16 protein-coding genes and 1 pseudogene are annotated in these 19,192 nt (G+C 55.6%); 11 read left to right on the forward strand and 6 right to left on the reverse strand.

What is annotated here, in order from left to right; genetic code table 11:
• Positions 1-227: pseudogene (locus CYJ10_RS34460) on the forward strand (MFS transporter); the annotation flags it as partial.
• 131 nt (positions 228-358) lie between these two features.
• Here the strand turns inward: CYJ10_RS34460 and CYJ10_RS34280 are convergent.
• The 3 genes from CYJ10_RS34280 to CYJ10_RS27050 form a co-directional block, all read right to left on the reverse strand.
• The gene (locus CYJ10_RS34280) at positions 359-1,141 is read right to left on the reverse strand and encodes a surface-adhesin E family protein (RefSeq protein WP_180863072.1); all 783 of its coding nucleotides are present in this window, start codon (positions 1,139-1,141) and stop codon (positions 359-361) included.
• Between the two features lie 231 nt (positions 1,142-1,372).
• Positions 1,373-1,618, reverse strand: a complete 246-nt coding sequence (locus CYJ10_RS27045; protein WP_101684514.1) for a hypothetical protein — start codon at positions 1,616-1,618, stop codon at positions 1,373-1,375.
• 547 nt (positions 1,619-2,165) lie between these two features.
• Complete coding sequence (locus CYJ10_RS27050) at positions 2,166-2,630, reverse strand: RidA family protein (protein ID WP_101684515.1); 465 nt, start codon at positions 2,628-2,630, stop codon at positions 2,166-2,168.
• Between the two features lie 414 nt (positions 2,631-3,044).
• Between CYJ10_RS27050 and CYJ10_RS35290 the strand changes: the two genes are divergently transcribed.
• From CYJ10_RS35290 to CYJ10_RS27065, 3 genes are all read left to right on the forward strand, one after another.
• A complete protein-coding gene (locus CYJ10_RS35290) occupies positions 3,045-3,311 on the forward strand; it encodes a DUF4148 domain-containing protein (RefSeq protein ID WP_101684516.1) in 267 nt (88 codons plus the stop codon).
• A gap of 401 nt (positions 3,312-3,712) precedes the next feature.
• Positions 3,713-4,396, forward strand: a complete 684-nt coding sequence (locus CYJ10_RS27060; protein ID WP_101684517.1) for a TetR/AcrR family transcriptional regulator — start codon at positions 3,713-3,715, stop codon at positions 4,394-4,396.
• 101 nt (positions 4,397-4,497) lie between these two features.
• Positions 4,498-5,154 carry a response regulator transcription factor gene (locus tag CYJ10_RS27065; protein ID WP_101684579.1) on the forward strand — a complete coding sequence of 219 codons (657 nt, stop codon included), beginning with the start codon at positions 4,498-4,500 and terminating at the stop codon, positions 5,152-5,154.
• Positions 5,155-5,286: 132 nt separating this feature from the next.
• Here the strand turns inward: CYJ10_RS27065 and CYJ10_RS27070 are convergent, their stop codons facing one another.
• Positions 5,287-6,714, reverse strand: coding sequence for a GAF domain-containing sensor histidine kinase (locus CYJ10_RS27070; protein WP_101684518.1), 1,428 nt, complete (start codon positions 6,712-6,714; stop codon positions 5,287-5,289).
• Between the two features lie 380 nt (positions 6,715-7,094).
• Between CYJ10_RS27070 and CYJ10_RS27075 the strand changes: the two genes are divergently transcribed.
• Complete coding sequence (locus tag CYJ10_RS27075) at positions 7,095-8,390, forward strand: MFS transporter (protein WP_101684519.1); 1,296 nt, start codon at positions 7,095-7,097, stop codon at positions 8,388-8,390.
• A gap of 28 nt (positions 8,391-8,418) precedes the next feature.
• Positions 8,419-9,078, forward strand: a complete 660-nt coding sequence (locus CYJ10_RS27080) for a response regulator transcription factor (protein ID WP_101684520.1) — start codon at positions 8,419-8,421, stop codon at positions 9,076-9,078.
• 156 nt (positions 9,079-9,234) lie between these two features.
• On the opposite strand, the gene CYJ10_RS27085 is transcribed toward CYJ10_RS27080, so the two are convergent.
• Together CYJ10_RS27085 and CYJ10_RS27090 are read right to left on the reverse strand one after the other, a co-directional pair.
• Positions 9,235-10,650 carry a GAF domain-containing sensor histidine kinase gene (locus CYJ10_RS27085; protein ID WP_180863073.1) on the reverse strand — a complete coding sequence of 472 codons (1,416 nt, stop codon included), beginning with the start codon at positions 10,648-10,650 and terminating at the stop codon, positions 9,235-9,237.
• A gap of 400 nt (positions 10,651-11,050) precedes the next feature.
• Positions 11,051-14,401 carry an ATP-binding protein gene (locus CYJ10_RS27090; protein ID WP_180863074.1) on the reverse strand — a complete coding sequence of 1,117 codons (3,351 nt, stop codon included), beginning with the start codon at positions 14,399-14,401 and terminating at the stop codon, positions 11,051-11,053.
• A 332-nt stretch (positions 14,402-14,733) separates the two neighbouring features.
• On the opposite strand from CYJ10_RS27090, the gene CYJ10_RS27095 reads away from it, so the two are divergent.
• From CYJ10_RS27095 to CYJ10_RS27115, 5 genes are all read left to right on the forward strand, one after another.
• On the forward strand, positions 14,734-15,318 hold the full coding sequence (locus CYJ10_RS27095; protein ID WP_101684523.1) for a TetR/AcrR family transcriptional regulator: 585 nt from the start codon (positions 14,734-14,736) through the stop codon (positions 15,316-15,318).
• Between the two features lie 88 nt (positions 15,319-15,406).
• Positions 15,407-16,144 carry an SDR family oxidoreductase gene (locus CYJ10_RS27100; protein ID WP_101684524.1) on the forward strand — a complete coding sequence of 246 codons (738 nt, stop codon included), beginning with the start codon at positions 15,407-15,409 and terminating at the stop codon, positions 16,142-16,144.
• Between the two features lie 246 nt (positions 16,145-16,390).
• Complete coding sequence (locus CYJ10_RS35295; protein ID WP_101684525.1) at positions 16,391-16,879, forward strand: NAD(P)-binding domain-containing protein; 489 nt, start codon at positions 16,391-16,393, stop codon at positions 16,877-16,879.
• 222 nt (positions 16,880-17,101) lie between these two features.
• Positions 17,102-18,070, forward strand: a complete 969-nt coding sequence (locus CYJ10_RS27110; RefSeq protein ID WP_101684526.1) for a quinone oxidoreductase family protein — start codon at positions 17,102-17,104, stop codon at positions 18,068-18,070.
• Positions 18,071-18,388: 318 nt separating this feature from the next.
• Positions 18,389-18,850 carry a hypothetical protein gene (locus tag CYJ10_RS27115; protein ID WP_146002129.1) on the forward strand — a complete coding sequence of 154 codons (462 nt, stop codon included), beginning with the start codon at positions 18,389-18,391 and terminating at the stop codon, positions 18,848-18,850.
• Positions 18,851-19,192 lie beyond the last annotated feature (342 nt).

Here is a 19,192-nt window from a genome sequence, read left to right on the forward strand (position 1 = left end):
CGATCGGCGCCGTGCCGTATGTGCTGGTGCATGCCTTCCCGGCGCAGGTGCGTTTCTCGGGCCTGTCCTTCTCGTACAACGTGTCGTACGCGATTTTCGGCGGCCTGACGCCGGTCATCGTCTCGCTCATGCTGAAGACTGACAAGCTGGCCCCGGCGCACTATGTGGTGGCTATCTGCTTGATTGGCATTCTCACGGCGCTTTTTGTGCGAAAGCGGGAAGGCTGAATCATCCGGAGCTACTGAAAGCAAAGGGACCGGCGGCTGATCGCCGGTTCGATCTCAGCTTTGAATGATGGGGAAGATGTTGGGTTATCTGAACAACCGGTTCGACGTCAGTCCCACGCGCAACGACGTCTTCACAGGCGGTTTTGCGGTGGATGTCTCAGATTTGGGATTCCAGGCGAGCCTTGAAGGGAAGTGATCTGGCGGTTCAGGCACGCGCCGTAGGCGACAGGTCCGTTAGACCTACTCGAAATGCAAGCAAGCTCCATAGTTCGTCGCGTCTCGTTGTCGTAGCCACTTAGATTTGGAATACCTGGCGAGGCTTGCAGCGAAGCGATCTGGCGGTTCAGGCACGCACCGTACGCAACAGGACCGTTTGACCTCTCCGAGATGCAGGCGAGCTCCATGGTTCGTCGCGTTTCGTTGTCGTAGCCGCTTAGGTTAGGGATGCTTGTCGACAAGTTCGTCTGCGTGCGATTCGGGTACCTCGGCGAGTCGTTACCACCCGAGCCCGCGCTCGCGCCCGAGTCGGTTGCGTTGCCTACGCCGCCACCGCTCTTACTGCAGACAGCCTTCAGCATATGGGCGCCAAGCGTTCCGGGTATCGTCGGGTTCGGTTCCCTATACAGACTTCCGGAGTCGACAACCTTACCTTTCCAATTGTAGAGAGCCCTGTAAGTGTCGAGTGTTGTCAGGTTGGTGCAGTCGAACGTTGTTCGAACAATGACGCTTCCGTACTTATCTCCTTTTTCGCCTTTGAACTTGACAAAAGCCACGCGCTTATCGCCATTGACAACGAATTGTTCGTTATTTATCAAAACGGATTGGTCATTGCTGACCGGCACCCATTCGGCGTGTACGACGAGAGGGGCCGAAAGAACGCCGGCTGCTAGGAGAGCCGTGATGATTTTGTTCATGATGGGTGCTTCGTTACCAAGGTTGAATTCTTGCCGCCTTCTCTCGGCGTGGCTGTGAATTGGTCGCCACGCGGGTTGGGTCGGTTGAGCATCCACGTACCGACAACATCCAGCGAGCTCTATACGAAGGTAGGCGGATCGCGGGGCTGTGGTTTTGCCTCAGCCGTCCCTCAATTTGCATTTGATGCCATGAGGAGATAGGTGCACATTGATATCCGGATCGAGCGAATATCAAGCAGGCACGAAGGGAGATCCAGAGGCTGCCGATACCGCGACGCGGTGCGTGGTGCCGTCGAACGGCCGGTACTCGATGCCTTGCCCATCCGACTCGATATCGATATAGCCTGCCGGCATGCCCGGCGCGCCGCCGAAGGCCAGCAGCCCACTGCCGTTACCGGCGTCGAACAGGGCGATCGCCGCACTGCCCCGCGTATAGACCTGGGATGGCGTTGTGGAGGCGGCGGGGGTGGACGACACGTCGTTCTCGGATGGAAAGGATATTGGGAAAGCCGGGGAAATATCCACGACGAGATTCCATACGAATATGACGCAAACGCGAGCTAGGGTTGACACCAATTTCTTGGCGTCTGCCCGGTTGCCTGCGGTCCGAACCATGTTGCGGCGTCAACTTAGAGTGGTAGGTCGGCTTACGGAGCAGCGAGAGTACGCCGCGACGGATATGTGTCGGTTTGGTAAAAAAACTTCGGTGCGGCCGAATGGCTGCAAGGTGCCCCTATGCTGCCGTCCGATTGCGATATGAAGCACCTCCGGACCGACGCAGCGGGGCGCTCATGGGCAAGAAAATACTAGTCAACGGCATGACTGCGTTGTGTTGCGCAGTACCGCTCAGCAGATTCTCCATTGCCGCGAAAATGTAACGGTATCTGCTAGTTAGCGGTCGGCCTCGCATGTTATGCGGCCAAGGCATGCAATAACCGAGAGCGATCGCTCTGGAATCCCGAGGGATCGGCCCCTAGCACCGTTCGACAATATGGACCGCCGTGGCGATACCACGTCTAGCGCATCAAGTCAGCTCTACTATCAACTCGATTTCTAGGCAGGCATTTAACGGGAGCTGAGTGACACCGAAGGCGCTACGTGCGTGTTTTCCGCTCGTTCCAAACACATCAACGAAGAATTCGGATGCGCCGTTGGTAACGAGGTGCTGTTCCGTGAAATCGCTCGCAGAGTTGACCAAGCTCGTCAGCTTGACTATGCGCTTGATCGTGTTCAGATCCTTGATATGGGTATGAAGGGTCGCCAGAAGATCAATCGCAACGGCCCGCGCAGCGGCGTGACCTTCTTGGGTCGAGAGCGATTCGCCGAGCCGACCCGTCCATATTTTTCCATCCTGTTTGGCTAGATGGCCGGATAAATATGCAAGCTGGCCGCACTGCGCGCACATTGTGTAGGCCGCTGCGGGCGAGGCAGCATTTGGCAGTACCACCCCAAGTTCTTCAAGGCGAGCGTAGATATTCGACCGATCCATATTGATCCTTCCCTTGAAAGCCAAACTGACTTATTTGACTCGGCTTCGCCCGATCGAAGCTTCGAGGCATCGAGCCTGCAGTGTATGAGCGCCGAGTTTGGACAATCTCGGTTTCTCTTGGGAAGGCTACCCGCTACCTGCAAGGCTCGTTTCCGTTCGTTGGGAGAGATGTCGGAAACGCACTGCCTAGCACTTCGCAAAGACACCGTAGTGCCGCACTATCAAACCGCTTTTTCGACGGTGTTCGGGGATGTTTGTAAGCGGGCGTACATGGATGGCGTTTCGATACGTAGCGCCACAAGTCAGGACCGACGTTGCTACGCGAGGGATACGTTCGGGAGATTTAATAGGACCCATGGGCCGGGCTGACAACAGGTGCTCGGACATGACAACTTAACACTGGGATCTACAATCATGACTCGCATTCAAATTTCTTCCGTAGCTGCTTCCGTCATCGTCTCTGGAATCGTTTGGGGTCTCTCCGTGGCATTTCCAGCTGCAGTTCAGGCAGCGGAGCCCCAGCGGGGATTGACCCGTGCGGAAGTGCGCGCGGACCTCGAAGCTTGGCAGCGTGCTGGCTTAGCTGAGTATTTCCGCGGAGACGGTGGACCGGATTTCTCCAATCGAGAATTTCAGCGACGTCTGGAAGCCTATCAGGCCACTAGAGCAGGCGCGAACTGACACGCAAGCCACGAATGAATGCCGGGGCCATCCGCCGCCCTGGCCCCGGCATTCATTCGTGGTCGGTTCATACGCTGGAAATGCGCATGCCGCAGTCTGACAGTGCTGCCGCACGTTTCCGCATCAGTGGCAGCGTCCTTGGTTCACCTACTCACTTTCTAAGGCCTTCCTGGCTGTTTTTTCCGTGAGATTCTATGTTGTGAACGCTCCATCAATCGAGAGAATAGCCTCATTCTGGTGGGTTCTACAATCAGTTAAGTCATTGAATAATAAGTAATATAATCAGTCGATTGCGTTCACTGCCAACTCCTAGTATGATCATTTAACTCATGTAGTGTTCCCTGTATGAAATTACGGACACAGGAACGAAGGAGATTCTGTCCTGGTGTCATAGGATTGATATGTCCAGAGTAGTGACAAGAGCCGTGCGTGGCACCGGGGTCCGCGAGGCTGCGGCACAAGCAACGCGAGACAAGATTCTTCGCGCGGCTACGAAGGTCTTTGCACGCTATGGCTATGACGGCGGCAGTGTGCAGAAGATTTCCAGGCTGGCAAATTCCTATGACCGGATGATCTATTACTACTTCGGGAGCAAGGAGGGTCTGTTTGTAGCCGTGCTCGGATCCATTTACCGGCGTATGGACGAGGCAGAGGCGAAGGTCTCACCAGATCCTTCGGATCCAGTGGAGGCATTAAAGGTCCTCATCCGGTTCAAACTGGACTACTACCGGCGCAATCCCGACTTCGTCAATCTGCTCAATACGGAGAATCTCCACAAGGGGAAGCATGTCTCCGGTTCTGTACCTCGCGGCGAGTTTTCTTATCGCGCGGTGCGCATCGTCGAAGGAATCGTGACCAGCGGGATTGAACGCGGACTGTTTCGTCCGACCCTGACAGCGTGCGACGTTTTCTTGTTGATCGCATCGCCGGCGTATTTTTATTCTTCAAACCGGTACACGTTGTCGGCCTTCCTGGGCGAGGACCTCGACGCTCCGGATGCAGTTGAGCATTGGGAATCGTTTGTCATCGACAGCGTGTTGCGTACTGTCCGCGTCGATCTCCCGAGTTCGAGCGCTGCTGCGTAGTCCAGCGTTTTTCGGCGTTCCGCCTATCCTCACAGTCGCCGGTATTACTATACTGTTGCATCAGCGTCTGATCTGGCTGCGTGTACTTCCCGCTCAATATCATGTCTGTTGTTAGTCTAGCCCCATTACCAGATTCGCACGCCTTAGTGCAAGGCACTGTCCACATTGTCGATGATGACGATTTGGTGCGCAGCTCTCTTGGCTGCTTATTCGAATCGATTGCGTTGGCAGTCAGGCCTTTCCCTTCGGTCGAGGAGTATTTGCGCGCACCACAGGTTGATGGGCCGTCTTGCCTGGTGTTGGATGTCAGACTTCGTGGCTTAAGTGGACTGGCATTTCAACGGTCGCTGGTAGAGAAGGGAGTGCCGCACATTCCTATTGTCTTTATCAGTGGACACGCTGACATAGCGATGACGGTAAAGGCGATGAAGGCTGGAGCGGTAGATTTTCTTGCCAAGCCGTTCCGAGACCAAGACATGATCGATGCTGTAGTTGCTGCACTCGAGCGCGATGCTACGCGGATTGAGACCGAGCAGTCTCTTCGCGAATTGCGGGCAAATTGGGAGACGCTGACCGAGCGCGAGCGCGAGGTGTTGCGACTTCTTGTTCGCGGTTTAATGAACAAACAGATCGCGGGCGCGATGGGCGTGGCCGAAATTACGGCGAAGATCTATCGTGGCCAGGCAATGAGGAAAATGAACGCGCGCAGCGTAGTAGAAATTGTCCGTATGCTGCAGGCGTTGGCGATCGAGGGTTGAGTTCGGTCGTTTTCGATCGGTTTGGATGCCGAGTCTGCATCCAGGCCTGTCTTGCCATGGTCCATCGTCACTGCCAAAAAGGAACACTTGCTCCTGCAGTAATGGTAGTGGCAAGAGGCGCTTGTAGAAGCCTTACGGCGCAGGTCGAGGTATGGAGACCATCGTAGCTACCACGGGTAGCGTAAGTGTCGCCCGGGTGCCCCCTTCGGAGCGGTGAACCAGTTCGAGTCGGCCTTGGTGCGTCTCAACGATAGATTTGCATATCGCAAGGCCCATCCCCATCCCGTTTTGCTTGGTAGTGAATAGCGGCTCGAATAGGCAGTGTTCTAGCGCGGGGTCGAAACCCTCGCCATTGTCGTCGATGTGGATATGCAACAAATCATCGATTGCTTCTCCGCTAAGTACGACCAGCCTCGTGTTTTCCGGTTGATCCGCCATCGATTCAGCGCCGTTGATAATTAGGTTGATCAACGCTTGCTGCAACTGCATGCGTTCACCATGCACTGGTGTCGGTCCGGAGAGTTGAATCAGCTGAAAACTGACTTTCATCGCATCAAGCGTGCTAGTCAAGATGGTCGCGACTTCAGTCAAGACTTCGTCGAGATCAAATGTAGTGAAGACTGGCTCTGCCTGTCGCGCGTTTGCACGCAGCCCGCTGATGATTGTCCTTGCGCGACTAGCGCATGCGGAAATGTGTGCAAACATCTCGCGTGCCGCGTCTACATTTGGTGTGTTGCTGTCCAACCACCGCAAGCCGGCTCGCGCAGATGAGTCTAGTGCGGTGACTGGCTGTGCCACCTCGTGGACGATAGAAGCCACCAATTCGCCGAGGCCTTTAAGTCGCGTGGCACGTTCGAGTTCCGAGAGCGTCTGTCGCATCTTTTCCTCTGTGCAACTTAGCTGTTCTAACTGCGCAGATAGCGCGTCGTGCAAACGAGCATGTTCTAGGGCGAGCCCAGCCTGCAGTGCAATAATCTCGACCACGGCCGTTCTTGATGGAGTAAACAGGCCGGCAATGCTCTGGTGTTCCAAATACATTGCGCCGACCAATTTGCCATTACAGCGCATGGGCACGCAAAGCACTGAGCGTGGCTGACAACAACGCACATAATCGTCGATTTGCCATTTGGGGGCACTCCAGGCATCGTGCAGAACGAGACCGTTGCGCTGGTTTTCGGCATGGCACAGGATTGATGTGGGAAGCATATCCGGTGCCGGCGGATCGTCATTGTCCCAAGGCTTACCGCAAGTTTGAGGCGAACCCGATGGTCGCGCGCTAGCTGCAGCCTCCCAGTGTCCGTTGTGTCTCACTGCCAAAAGGCCCCAAGTTGCTTCCGTCCTTTCCATAGCTGCATGCAGCAGAGTTCGCACGCGCGTGTTAGGTGTGACCTCGGCGGCCATGGTTTGGGACATCTGCCGCAACGCATGCATGTCTAGCGAAGGCATCTGCGTCTCTCGGCCGAACGTTGTGTGCGGAGGCGCTGCGCCATAAACGCCGACTGACGGATCGGTGTCCCGCACCAACGTAGTTTCGCGGATAGCGCCGAGTTTGTTGTTCATCTCTTAGTTCTCAAGCCAATACAGCAGCCCTGTTTCTGACCCTTTGGTGCGCGTTTTATTTAGTGTGCACTCCATGAATGAATTTAGCACATCATGAGCGCAGGTGAGAACAAATTTACGGTGCTAGAGTTTGGGGCAGAGACCATATAGGTTATTGAATATTAACGACTTAGGTATAGGATTGATGCCCGAATAGTCGCGTTGTATCATCCGTCGCGTCGTGTAGCACTCCCTGTACCAAGGTATGCCTTGCGATCTCGTGTAGCACTCCCTGTATGAATCCGCGCCTACGGTGACCGCGATTTGCTTACGCGACGTTGGGAGGCGCGGACCATGCCGTAGACCCGAAGAGTTCTCTGCCTACCCCCAGATATTTGACGATGACAACAACAAATAAAATCAATCGCGCCATGCGTATGGGGGGAATGCTCCCAGGCTGGTATACGGAATTGAGCCGCGATGGCAAGCGTGCATTCAATGCGTCGTTCGCAGGTTGGGCTACCGACGCGTTCGATTTCATGGTTTTCAGCTTCGTGATGGCTTCGCTGATCGAACTCTGGGGGCTTGATCGCAGCAAGGCGGGACTTCTCAGCACCGTGACGTTGATATTCTCGTCAATCGGTGGCTGGATCGCCGGGACGCTGGCGGACCGCTACGGACGGGTGAGGGTGCTTCAGTGGACAATCCTCTGGTTCTCCTTCAGCACGTTAGCAATCGGGTTCGCGCAAGATTTCGAACAGATATTCGTGCTGCGGGCCCTCCAGGGGCTTGGATTTGGTGGCGAATGGGCTGTAGGAGCGGTTCTTGTTGGCGAAATCGTTGCGCCACAACATCGCGGGAAAGCGGTGGGACTGGTGCAGAGCGGTTGGGCGATCGGTTGGGGCGCAGCAGCTATCCTCTATAGCATCGCTTTTTCGGTGCTACCTGAATCGGTAGCTTGGCGCAGTCTGTTTTGGGTGGGCATACTGCCAGCGCTCCTGGTCCTGTACGTGCGGAAGCACGTATCAGAACCACAAGTATTTCTGGCTGATACTTCCAAGCGGAGTATTGAAAGGCCCACTATTTGGGTGATTTTTTCCCCGCTGATGTTGCGCAGAACAGTGCTGGCGGCGCTCCTATGCACGGGCATACAAGGAGGCTTCTACGCGATGTCGACATGGCTGCCAGCGTATCTGCGGATCGAACGCCACCTGTCGGTATTTAATACTGGCGCCTATCTGTTCGTGATTATCGCTGGGTCATTCTGCGGCTATGTCGCGGGCGCTTACCTCGCCGACTATTGGGGGCGTCGGCGAAACTTCATACTGTTCTCGCTACTATCGATGACATCGGTATGCCTATACTTGACCGTACCCTTCTCGGATCAGCAGATGCTCTGGTTGGGATTTCCACTCGGCTTCTCTTCCTGCGGAATCTTCAGCGGCGTAGGTGCATACCTGACGGAGCTGTACCCGTCAGAGTGTCGCGCTAACGGGCAGAGCTTCACATACAATTTCGGGCGAGGTATCGGCGCTCTGTTCCCGAGTTTGGTAGGGATGCTCAGTCACACCACATCTCTTGCTACGGCTATCTCCATTTTTTCCGGCGCTGCCTACGGAATAGTGCTCTTGATGGTGCTGCTGCTCCCCGAGACGAAGGGGGCTTCGTTAGGCAGCCAATCACTAACTAACGATTAGATTCATATACCTTTGTATATTCTGAACCATGTTCATCCACGAAACTCCCACCAACGAGGCTGAGTTTTTGCTGCGCAAGCCAGTGGAAGGGATTGTCTATGTGGTGGATGATGACGAACTGGTGCGCGGATCACTCGCTGATTTGTTCAAGTCGGTAGATTTGGAGGTCAGGGCGTTCGACACTATCGACGATTACGCGCGGGTACCGAAGCCCGATTGTCCAGCTTGCCTGGTACTAGACGTCCGTGTACGCGGAGGGAACGGTATCTTGTTTCAAAAATCGCTGGCAGACACGAGGCAATCGCACATGCCCATCGTCTTTATCAGCGGCTACGGCGATGTTCCTATGACCGTGAAGGCGATGAAGGCTGGGGCAATCGACTTCTTGGCAAAGCCTTTTCGGGACCAAGATCTCGTCGACGCAGTGCTCTCTGGTCTCGAGCTGGATCGACAGCGCCTAGCAGTAGAGAGGACCCGTTTGGGATTTCGTGAAGCCTGGCGCTTGTTGACCAACCGGGAGAGAGAGGTGTTAGTGCACGTTGCAGACGGTCGGTCCAATAGGGAGGTTGCCGAAATGATGGGCGTAGCTGAGCTCACGACCAAGTTGTACCGTGGAAGTGCCATGCGCAAAATGAAGGTACGGTCAGTGGCTGAGCTTCTGCGGATGATGGACGTGGTTCGCGACTGACACTAAGCGTAGTAACAAAGAAGTGCTCCGACCTGAGGCTATTTCAAGGTGTGGAAAGAAGGCCCTGCGAGCGAGTTCGCAGGGCTCTTCAAATTTTGAAATCAACTGACGAGGTTGGCTGTCATCGCGCTGAAGGGTAGCTAATTTCCTCGGCTTTTATGATGGCGCTCCTGGGATAGAAAAGCAGAAGGTCGTACCGTTTTCGTTCGAACGGGAGACATCAATTTCGCCTCCGTGCGCCTCTATAACGGACCGGCAAATCGACAAGCCCATACCCATTCCATAACCTTTTGTGGTGGCAAGCGAATCAAAGATCTGTCCGTAGATCTTCTCCGCTATTCCCCCGCCGGTGTCGCTCACCGATACCCAAACCATGTTGCCCTCACCGATGTGCGTTTGGATTTCAATGCACTTCTCGCGTCCTCGAACCTCACTCATCGCCTCCAGTGCGTTGGTCACGAGATTCACGATGACCTGCTGCAGAAGAATGCGATCGGCAAGAACCAACTGGGAGCCAGGCTCAAAGCTTGTGGAAATTGAGACTTCTTCAGCATCAATTTTTTCTTGTAAAACGCTGAATACCTCCAGTATCGCCGCCTGGATGTCAACCGGCGCGATATTCGGACGGGAATCTTTGACCATCGACCTTATGCTGTGGATGATGCTCCGCGCACGCTCACTACTCTCGGAGATCTTTTCGAGCGCCTCTACTGCTTCCTCTAATTGAGGAAGCTCACGATTCAGCCACCGAATAGCCGTGCGAGCGTATGTGCCCAAGGCAGTAATCGGCTGGCTGAGTTCGTGCACGATAAAAGCGGCGAGTTCGCCAAGTTCTGTCAACCTCGCGGCCTGGGCTAGCTTGGTCTGCGTTTCACGGACACGACGCTCAGCTTCAGCTCGCCGCCTATGTTCCGCTTCGACACTTGCGTAGAGCTTCGCGTTCTCCACAGACACAGTCGCTTGGGATGCGAGGACTTCGAGCGTCCGGACACGAGTTCCGTTGAAGGCGCCAGCGATAAGAGCATTCTCAAGGTATAGCAATCCGGTCAGTACGCCTTGCTTAACAAGGGGTACACACAGGATGGACCGTGAGCTATGCGCCCTCACATATCCGTCATACCCATACTCCGGGTCTTGTCGCGCATCTTCAATGACAACCGACCCCTTGCTACGCAGCGTCAGATAGGCGATCGGCGCAGCAATTAAATCAGAAGACAGCGGCTGACGCGAGAGGTCCATCTCGAGATGGCCACGAACTACCTTTGCCTGCGCAGCAATATGCAAAGCACTGTCTTCAAGGAAACAGAGGACCGCGCGTTCAGCGCCTGCATATTGAAGTGCACTCTCGAGAATAACCTTGATGACTTGCGGCAGGGATATTTCGCCAGACAAGGCGCGCACCGATCTGAGCACGACCTCCGCTTCGAATCGATCTTCGCTCCACGTGTGCGCACTTCCGAGCTCGTGGAAATCGGAGCTTCGGCCAGTCCGCAGCGAGGGGAATTCCGATTCGAGCTGTTTTACCTTTGCGTCGGCTCCCCAGGTTGCGTAGGCGGTTCTGGCTTGCTCCAAATATCCCTGCTGTGCAGAACGGAGGCCGCAACGCCCCGCGGTTCGTGAGGCTAGCTCTCTGGCTACACTCTGGAGGTGCATGTCATGCGACTGGTCCGCCAAGGCTATAGCTTCCTCGTAGAGGGCCAGACTGTTACCCCCCTCGCTCATTAGGACAGAAAGCTCTGCTACCAGTAGTCTTTCGCGGGAAAGGAAATTGTCCGGACAGGATTTCGCCCAACACTGCATTGTCTGGATGCGATCCATTGCTTCTTGGATATGTGTTCCGCGTTCTCCCGGCGCAGAAGCTCTTGCCATCGCAATACGTAGCAGTCCGCTGTAGAAGACAAAGTCCGCATTCTCGAGGAATGCAGGCGATGCCCAAGCCGCGTCTAGAGCGTGCCCCTCAGCAGACACTGCATCAGCTAGATCTCCCTCCCCAAAGAAAGGATGCCTGTAGGCGGTATGTCCAGAACGCGAACGCTGCAATATGCCTTTGATACTCACCGCTAATGCAGTCAGCAAGGAGTTCGGCATAGTCGACGCTCGAGTCGGGCAGGCTAATGTCCACGGGCATACCTCTGAGCTTACGTATGAACCAAGCCTGTGCCATGAATGCGTCAATGACGAGCGCGAATCTGGCCTCTCGTGCGAGCTTAAGACCATCCTCTGCCACCTTCTGCGCTTCCGATAGCGATCCTCCGCTGAAAAGAAGGTTGGTGACAATGTGCCGTCGAGAATAAACTGCGAACGTCAAGTCGCCCTGGCGGCCGGTAAGCTCGGCCGCCTCCTCGAGATGCTGCTTTGCCTCTGCCGCAGGGCCCGTCCAGGGAAGACTCAGCGACCCGAAGCACATCTGGACGCGTCCTTCGTAGAGGTTAAGGCCGCGCTCCTTGGGCAGGCGCATGGCTACCCTGCCAAATATTGCGGTAGTCGTATAGTCGCCGAATTTGGCTCCTGCTACGAAACTTAGGCAAATATAGGCGTAACTGGATGCATCGCAAAGCCCGTACTCAAGACTCAGATTGATCATTCGAAGTATGAGAACTTCGACCAATTCCTTGCTTGTGAACTGTACCGCTGGAATGAGATCCGTCATGACGTCCATCGCGTTCCGTACGCGATCGTCGTTCATAAATGGTAACGCCAAGAGCTCGTCTGCGGTGCGGCCTGCGTATAGTTCCAAAAAACGACGATACTCAAGCTCGAGGCTGCCCGGTTCGATTTCCCTGGACAGTGCGATGCCCGTCTCTTCGGCTAGATAGCGATAGCCGATGTCAAGTGCCTGCTCCGTTTGGCCCAGAGCCACATACATAGCCAGGCGTAGCCGAACAAGTTCGGCGCGGTGCTCAGATTCAAGAAGTTGTGTGCGGATGGCAGCCAATCGCTCTGAAGCCGGCGCGACACGCATACATGCGAATTCGCATTCCCCAAGCCTTAGTTCAATGAGCGATAGCAAGTCTCCATCAAGGTTGACCCTGTCCTCGAGAAACCTGCGGGCATCGATAAGATAGGAGATCGCCGATTCATATGCGGTGGCCTCCTTGGCTTTCAATGCTGCCTCAAAAATGATGGACGCGAACTGCCGTCGGCGAGGATCAGCAGCCGGGAGGGTTGCCCGGGCAAGATGTTTCGCGATGACGAAGGCGCTGGTTTTCAGTTCGTTCTTAACGACGTGATTCCGAAGATTGACACCTACTTCGACATGTTTCTGGTCTCGCTGTAGTTCACTCAGGGTCAGATAGACGGAGTCCCGAACTCGATCGTGTGCAAAAGCATATTGTCCGTCCCTCAGTTCAATGAGTTGTTCGTCCAATGCGTCTTGCAGCGCCAGTGCAACCAAGTTCTCAGGCACAGACATCGCCGCAGCCACAGTATCAACCGATGAAGGCTCGGCGAGGATGGCCAAATACTGTATTGCCACCAACGAATTTTCAGGCAACGTCGCCACTCGCGCAGACAGAAGCTCGACGACGTTGGACTTATTCGACCTTGCCTCGACATCTGTTAGGGATGCGTTCCATTTGCCCGCACTCTCGTCATAGACCATTACGTCATCTGCGATGAGAGAGCGTACTAGCTGGATGGTGTGAAGTGGGTTCCCGCCAGCGGTACGGAGAAGCGCGCTCACCAGGGTGTCGGAACTGTCAGTGCTATCAGCTAGGACGGCGCTTAGAAGGCTGCCCACTTCCCGCTCAGAAAGGGGGCCGAGCGGCACCCTTTCGACTGCGTTGGTTGAAAGAAACGGTTGTACGTGGGGACCTTGGTGCTCAATTTGTCTGTCGCGCATCGCTGCGACCACGACAACGTGGCGGCAAAGGACACTACGCATAACGTATGCAACAACCTCCAGTGTGGCTTCGTCGATCCATTGCAAATCATCGAAAAACAAAAGGAGCGGGCGGTCGGGCGTGCCGAATGCACTGAGCAGCCTCGCGATCGCCTCTAGGAATCGCGACCGTTCTGCTTGCGGCGATATCGCTGGCTTGTGTGCCTGTTCCCCAAGGAGGCCCGTTAGTCCGGGAAAGATGGTCGTGATGATCGACGATTCCTCCGCTAACGAATCCCGGAGGCGCCGCTGGAGTTGCTCGTATTGGGACGGGGGGTAGGCGAGCGCCGCTCTTGACAGCGTATTCAACGCTCGGAAGAGGCTGGCATAGGGGGTGAAACCGTCTTCGAGTTCGCATTTGCCGTGAGCGAACTCGAAGCTCTTCCCATCGGAGTCTTTTCGGAGATGGTTGATGAGAGTGGTCTTGCCGATGCCAGCTGGACCTTCTACCAACCACAAGCTCCGCTTTTTCTCGCTGCCGCTATCGTGGATGGCACGTCGTAGGAGGTCTATTTCAAGCCGGCGGCCAACTAGGAGGGCTTCCGACTGAAATAGTCCGAGAGGACGTCGTCTCGAGATTGATGGGCTAGATTTTGCTTGATATAGCGACCTCAGTGTAACGAGTTCAGCTACAACGTCGGCGGCGGTCTGGTAGCGTTCATTTGGCTCCTTCGCGAGTAGTCGGCAAACCAGGTCGACGATCGGCCCACCGACTTGGTGCCTAAGATTTTGCAGCGCGTCGTCGTCGGGGCGACGGGCGACATGAGCATGAACAAGCTCCCAAGGCGCGAGTCCGGGAAACACGACCTCGCCGGTCAGCATGTGAAAATAGATGCAGCCCAATGAATATAGATCTGAACGTTCGTCCGGAATCCGATTGACCCGACCCGTCGATTCCGGTGCTACATAGTGCAAGTACTCTCGATCAATCTCGTATTCGGCGCCGTCGGCTGTTGCGAGAGCCAGAATGCGGCCTTGCGCACGGAAGCCTGTCAGGTTTGTGCGATGGTCTGCAGGTTGGACCAAGATGTTTGACGGCGTGAGTCCGCCATGAACCAAGCCGACCTTATGCGCAGACGACAAGGACATCGCCACTTGAAGTGCATGCCGAAGGAACTCGTCCGGTGTCATTGCCTCGGAGACCAATTCAGACAACAGTCTGCCGCCAGGATCATCTAGCAAGAGGGCGGGGTTCTGATTGTGAACGGCATACCGCAAAGGACGGAGGGCAAAACCACCAACAAGCTTATCTCTGATGCTGTACTCGTAGCGCAACTGCTCCCGAATCGCATCCGAAACGGGCGCGAGCGGGATGGCGGCGATGAGCGTCGACTGCAGAAACTGTGCACGATAGAGCTCGACTGGACCCTTGCGAAGCAGCGTGAGCCTCGCGCCAGCCAAGCTGTCCTTTTCATCGATATAGTTTTTCAGAATCCTCTCCAACGGTGGATTGCCTGGCGTTCCAAGCAGGCTGCCCTCGATCGTCCACTTGACGGCGCAAATGCCTGCCGACCTCGGCGCGTGTGTCGTGCCGAATCGGCTGCTGCGAAGAGTCGTTCGGATCGTAGTACTTTGCCATACATTCTTTCGAGTAACGGTCCTCGAGTCACAGTATTGAGTCAGCGGTAGATGGCGGTATCGGGCGCGAGCATCTGCCCAATGTTCTGAGTGCGAACATTGACCGCCCTCCGATGTCCTCGCTGACCGGGATGCGGACTGGAAACCCATCAATTGGTTATTGACAGATCGGTCCATAATAAGCTAATCTGGTGTCCATGGTGAGACCACGAGAATTCGATCGCGATGCGGCTCTGGAAAGAGCAACCGGCATCTTCTGGGCTAAGGGCTTTGCTTCGACGTCAACAGAAGATTTGCTGGCGGCCATGAATATCGGCCGCCAGAGCATGTACAACGCGTTTGGCGATAAGCGGTCACTCTATATGGAGGTGCTGCAGACCTACCATCAGAAAATGGTCAGTGTGCATCTGAAGCGGCTCAATGGCGAAGCGTCTCCACTAGAGGGAATCCGCGCTTTGCTGCGAGGACTCGCGCCGTCCGATGATGAGCAGCGTGCGCTGGGGTGTCTTGGTGTCGGCGCGGTAGGCGAGTTTGGTACCTCCGACCCGGAGTTGCTGCGCCTCGCTCATGCAGTATCGCAAGCGGTGGGCAAGCGAATTGCCGAGCGGATTGTCGAGGGCCAGGCGGCAGGAGTCATCGATTCCGACGTTCAGCCGGCGACAGCGGCAGCTTTCGTCCTCACCACGATGACCGGCCTCCAATTGGCTGCCCGCGCAGGTGCGACGATGGTGGACTTGCACAGGCAAGCAGATTTCGTAGTTGGTCGCCTGAAGGCGGCATAGACGCTCCCGTACGTGTCATTTTCCGAAGACCTCGTACGGGGTCTTTTTTTGACGAGTTATGGACTGAACGATCAATAAAGGAAAGAGCATGCAAAAAGAAAACTTTTCTCCCAAGACTGCTTTGGTGTTTGGTGGCTCGCGAGGTATCGGCGCTGCCGCAGTCGATCGCCTCGCACAAGAAGGTTTCAACGTCGCGTTTACCTTTGCAGCAAGCACGGACAAGGCAAATGCACTGGCGGAACGCATTGCGTCACAAGGTGTAGGGTCTCTCGCCATCAAAGCGGACAGTGCTGATCCGGTTGCGATCCGCCAGGCGGTAAAGGACGCCACGGCCCGTTTTGGGAACCTCGATGCCGTGGTGGTTAACGCAGGAATCTTGCGGGCAGGTACTGTTGATGCGGTGAGCCTCGAAGACCTTGACCAGATGCTGAATGTGAACGTCCGTGGAGTCTTCCTCTCCATCCAGGCGACAGTGCCTCATCTGAATGACGGCGCTCGTATTGTCACGATCGGTAGCAACGTTGCGCTTCATACTCGCACGCCCGGATTTAGTGTCTATCAACTGACGAAAACCGCAGTTGCAGGCATGGTCAAGGGCGTGGCGCTCGATCTCGCATCGCGAGGCATCACAGTCAACAATATCCAGCCAGGCCCTACCGAAACTGACATGACTGCGGGATCGACGGAAGTCCTCGCAGGAATGAACCCGCTTAAGCGCGTTGGGCACCCGTCTGAGATAGCAGGCCTGATCGCCTACCTCGTAGGTGATGATGCACGCTATATAACAGGCGCGAGCATCACGATTGACGGTGGATTTACGCTGTAAGCGTGACCGTCATTGACCTGAGAGGGGAGACGGCTAGAACTGTCTCCCTAAAATGGGTGGATGTCATTCACCGGGCGGCCGGTGCCGCGTTTTCTTGCCGCAAGTTTGGGTGACGAGAGCCGGTCGGCGAATGTTCGTCTTAACTATGTATTGCCCTGTCCCATTGTGCCAGCGCGAAGCGCTTCGAGCGAACTTTTGCTGCGACGAACTCGTGGATAGCAACATGCTCGCATCTCAGGATGATTGATGGCCACAACCGTCGCGATACTGGGTCTCGGGACGATGGGTTCGGCAATTGCCGTGTCTCTCGTAAGCATGGGGCCACGCCTCGTCGTTTGGAACCGCACGCAGGCGAAGACTCGTCCATTTCGAGCGCGCGGTGTCAGAGTAGCACGGACCGTCCAAGAAGCAGTGAACGCTTCTGACGTTGTATTAATCGTGACCTCCAATGTCATGGATCTAGACTTGCAGATCGGTGGAATTAGCGTTGATGTTCGACGAAAACAGTTCGTCAACCTCACGACTTCGATGCCGCATGAGCTGCGAGCCTTGAAGGCTCATATCGAAGCGGCGGGAGGTGCTTTCCTAAATGGGGTTGTTCAATGCTCGGCTCAAGAAATCGGATCCGCGGGCGCAGCGATAACGTTCTCGGGCGACCTCTCTGTATGGGAGTCACGCAGAACAATCCTTAAGAACCTGGCTCCCAACGCTACATACATCGCAGGACGTTACTGATTGTGTATGAGCAATGCCAGTGACGGGGGCCAGGGGCGACGGTAGTTATCCCTCCTAATCGAGGGCTCAATCTGGCGAGGACGAACGGCAGAAATGCGACAGGAGAGGGTTGACGCCCATGTCGCACCGAGCGTGGAATTCGGCCAATTGGCCAGGTCGTATTGCAGGCCCTCTGCATATTCTTGCGTTATTTTTCGAACATTATAGAAACAGAGAAGAGCAATGAAAGCGGTTGTCATGAAGGATGTTGGCGATGTCGATGTACTTGAGTACGTTGATCGCCGGGATCCGAATCCCGGGCCAGGCGAGGTGCTCGTCGGTGTTGAGGCTGCGGGCGTGAACTTCATGGATATCGGCGTTCGGCAAGGTATGGCTTGGACGGGGGTGTCCAATCCGAAGATTCTCGGCGTCGAAGGGGCGGGGCTTGTACTGGCAGTCGGGGACGGCGTGCGAGACTTTGTTGTCGGGAATCGCGTGGCCTGGGTCTACGCACCGGGCAGCTACGCCGAGATGATTACGATGCCGGCCGAGTCCCTCGTTCCGCTGCCCCACGATATCGACTTTCGCACTGCGGCGTCGTTGATGATGAATGGGCTGACTGCAAGCCACTTCGCGACGGAGTTCTATCCGGTGCAGCAGGGGGACATCGCACTGGTGCATGCGGCGGCCGGTGGCGTTGGCTCACTATTGACGCAAATCATCAAGCTGCGCGGGGGGCGGGTAATTGGCCGCGTTTCATCGGAGTCCAAGCGAAGCGTGGCGACAGAGGCCGGCGTGGATGACCTGCTGGTCGACAGGGACGGAGGGTTCGCTGGCGCCGTCATGCGACTGACCAACGGCGAAGGTGTGCACGTCGTCTATGATGGGTCGGGGCCGGCTTCGTTCCAGGCATCTCTGAATTCTCTGCGGCACGCTGGAACCTTTTGCTGGTTTGGCCCGGTGCTAGAGGAGTCCAGGGCGGTCGAACTATTCAGTCTCCCGAAGAGTATCAAGATCGGTTTTGCCGTGTATTCCGACCACGTTCGCACAGCTGAACTGTTGCGTAAGCGAACGGCGAAGCTGTTCGACTGGGTACGTCAAGGAAAGCTGAAGGTGTTCAATGGTGGTGTGTACGCGCTGGCCGATGCGGCAACGGCCCATGCCGATATGTGGAGCCGGAAGACGTCGGGCAAGCTGTTGCTCGTCCCATAAGTGGCGTCCCGCCGGGTGGCTCGGGGCAGTTCTGCTGGTGTAATGCTAACCAACGCCGAAAGGGAAGAAGTGCGTGCAGGCCTTCGGTCACAGATTCGGAGGCACGCGGTACGCGCCGATAAGTTGGATTGGTCTAGGCGATGCCCGCATGACACTGGGAATCATCGCGACTGACGAGTGACAGCAATTACCTGGGCAATGTAGGCGGTAAGGCCGAAGCGATGTCGATTAATGAGCAGGCATACCCCCTGAAATGTCACTCCAGTGCCTCTGCCTTGAAATCCGTTATATCGATCTCTATCCCACTTAGGAGAAAATATGACGACCGTTAGTAGCACATCATCTGCGCCTGTTACATCCGAATCGGCACAGCAGCCGACAAAGACGATGAGCAGCGACATTCGGGAGGGCCACTTGAAATCGGCGATCCCACTGTCGGAAGTGTGGGCACCACAATTTCTTGTGAAGGGTGATCTAGACGGCAACCTGCAACTGAGCCAAGACGAATTTGTTAGCCTTCTCGGCCAAGCTAGCATTGAGAAGGATAAGGCGTTGGCCCTGTTTAAGGACTTTGGCGGGACAGAAAAGCAAGGCATCAACGTGGATCAGTTCGTCGAGGGAATCAAGAAAGCAAACGCGCGCGGTGAAACGGTATTTAACCAAATGACAAATGCCTTGTTTTACGGAAAAGACGGAAAGCCTGGGACTGAAGGCTTGGAGGAATTTCTGAGGGCTGGCTACTCGTTCGCCGAGAGCTACTGGACCAGCCATCGGCGATAGGAAGAGTGGAGGGCGCGCAGTCACACATGTTGAGTGTTCGCCCTCAACCCATTGTCAATGTCGGCCCAGACGTGTCCGTTTGCGCGAGAACCGTTCTGTTGAGAGTGGGCGGCGGTGCTGGCCAGGAAGGACGGAGTTCCGCTGGTTTGGGGATAGGCGCGCAGTTCTGTGCGATATGTCAGGCCTTGCAAGAAGGCACTATGGCTCAGATGGCGCGGCAATTTGGCGGAAAATAGAAGTTTCCTAGCCATGCGTAGGAAGCTGACGTGATCCAAGGCGCAGGGCCTTCAAAGGTCGAAACCTGACATCAAAAATGGAGCCCGAAGATGGACCTGCTATAAG

Source organism: Cupriavidus pauculus, assembly GCF_002858765.1.
GTDB classification, from domain to species: Bacteria; Pseudomonadota; Gammaproteobacteria; order Burkholderiales; family Burkholderiaceae; genus Cupriavidus; species Cupriavidus pauculus_B.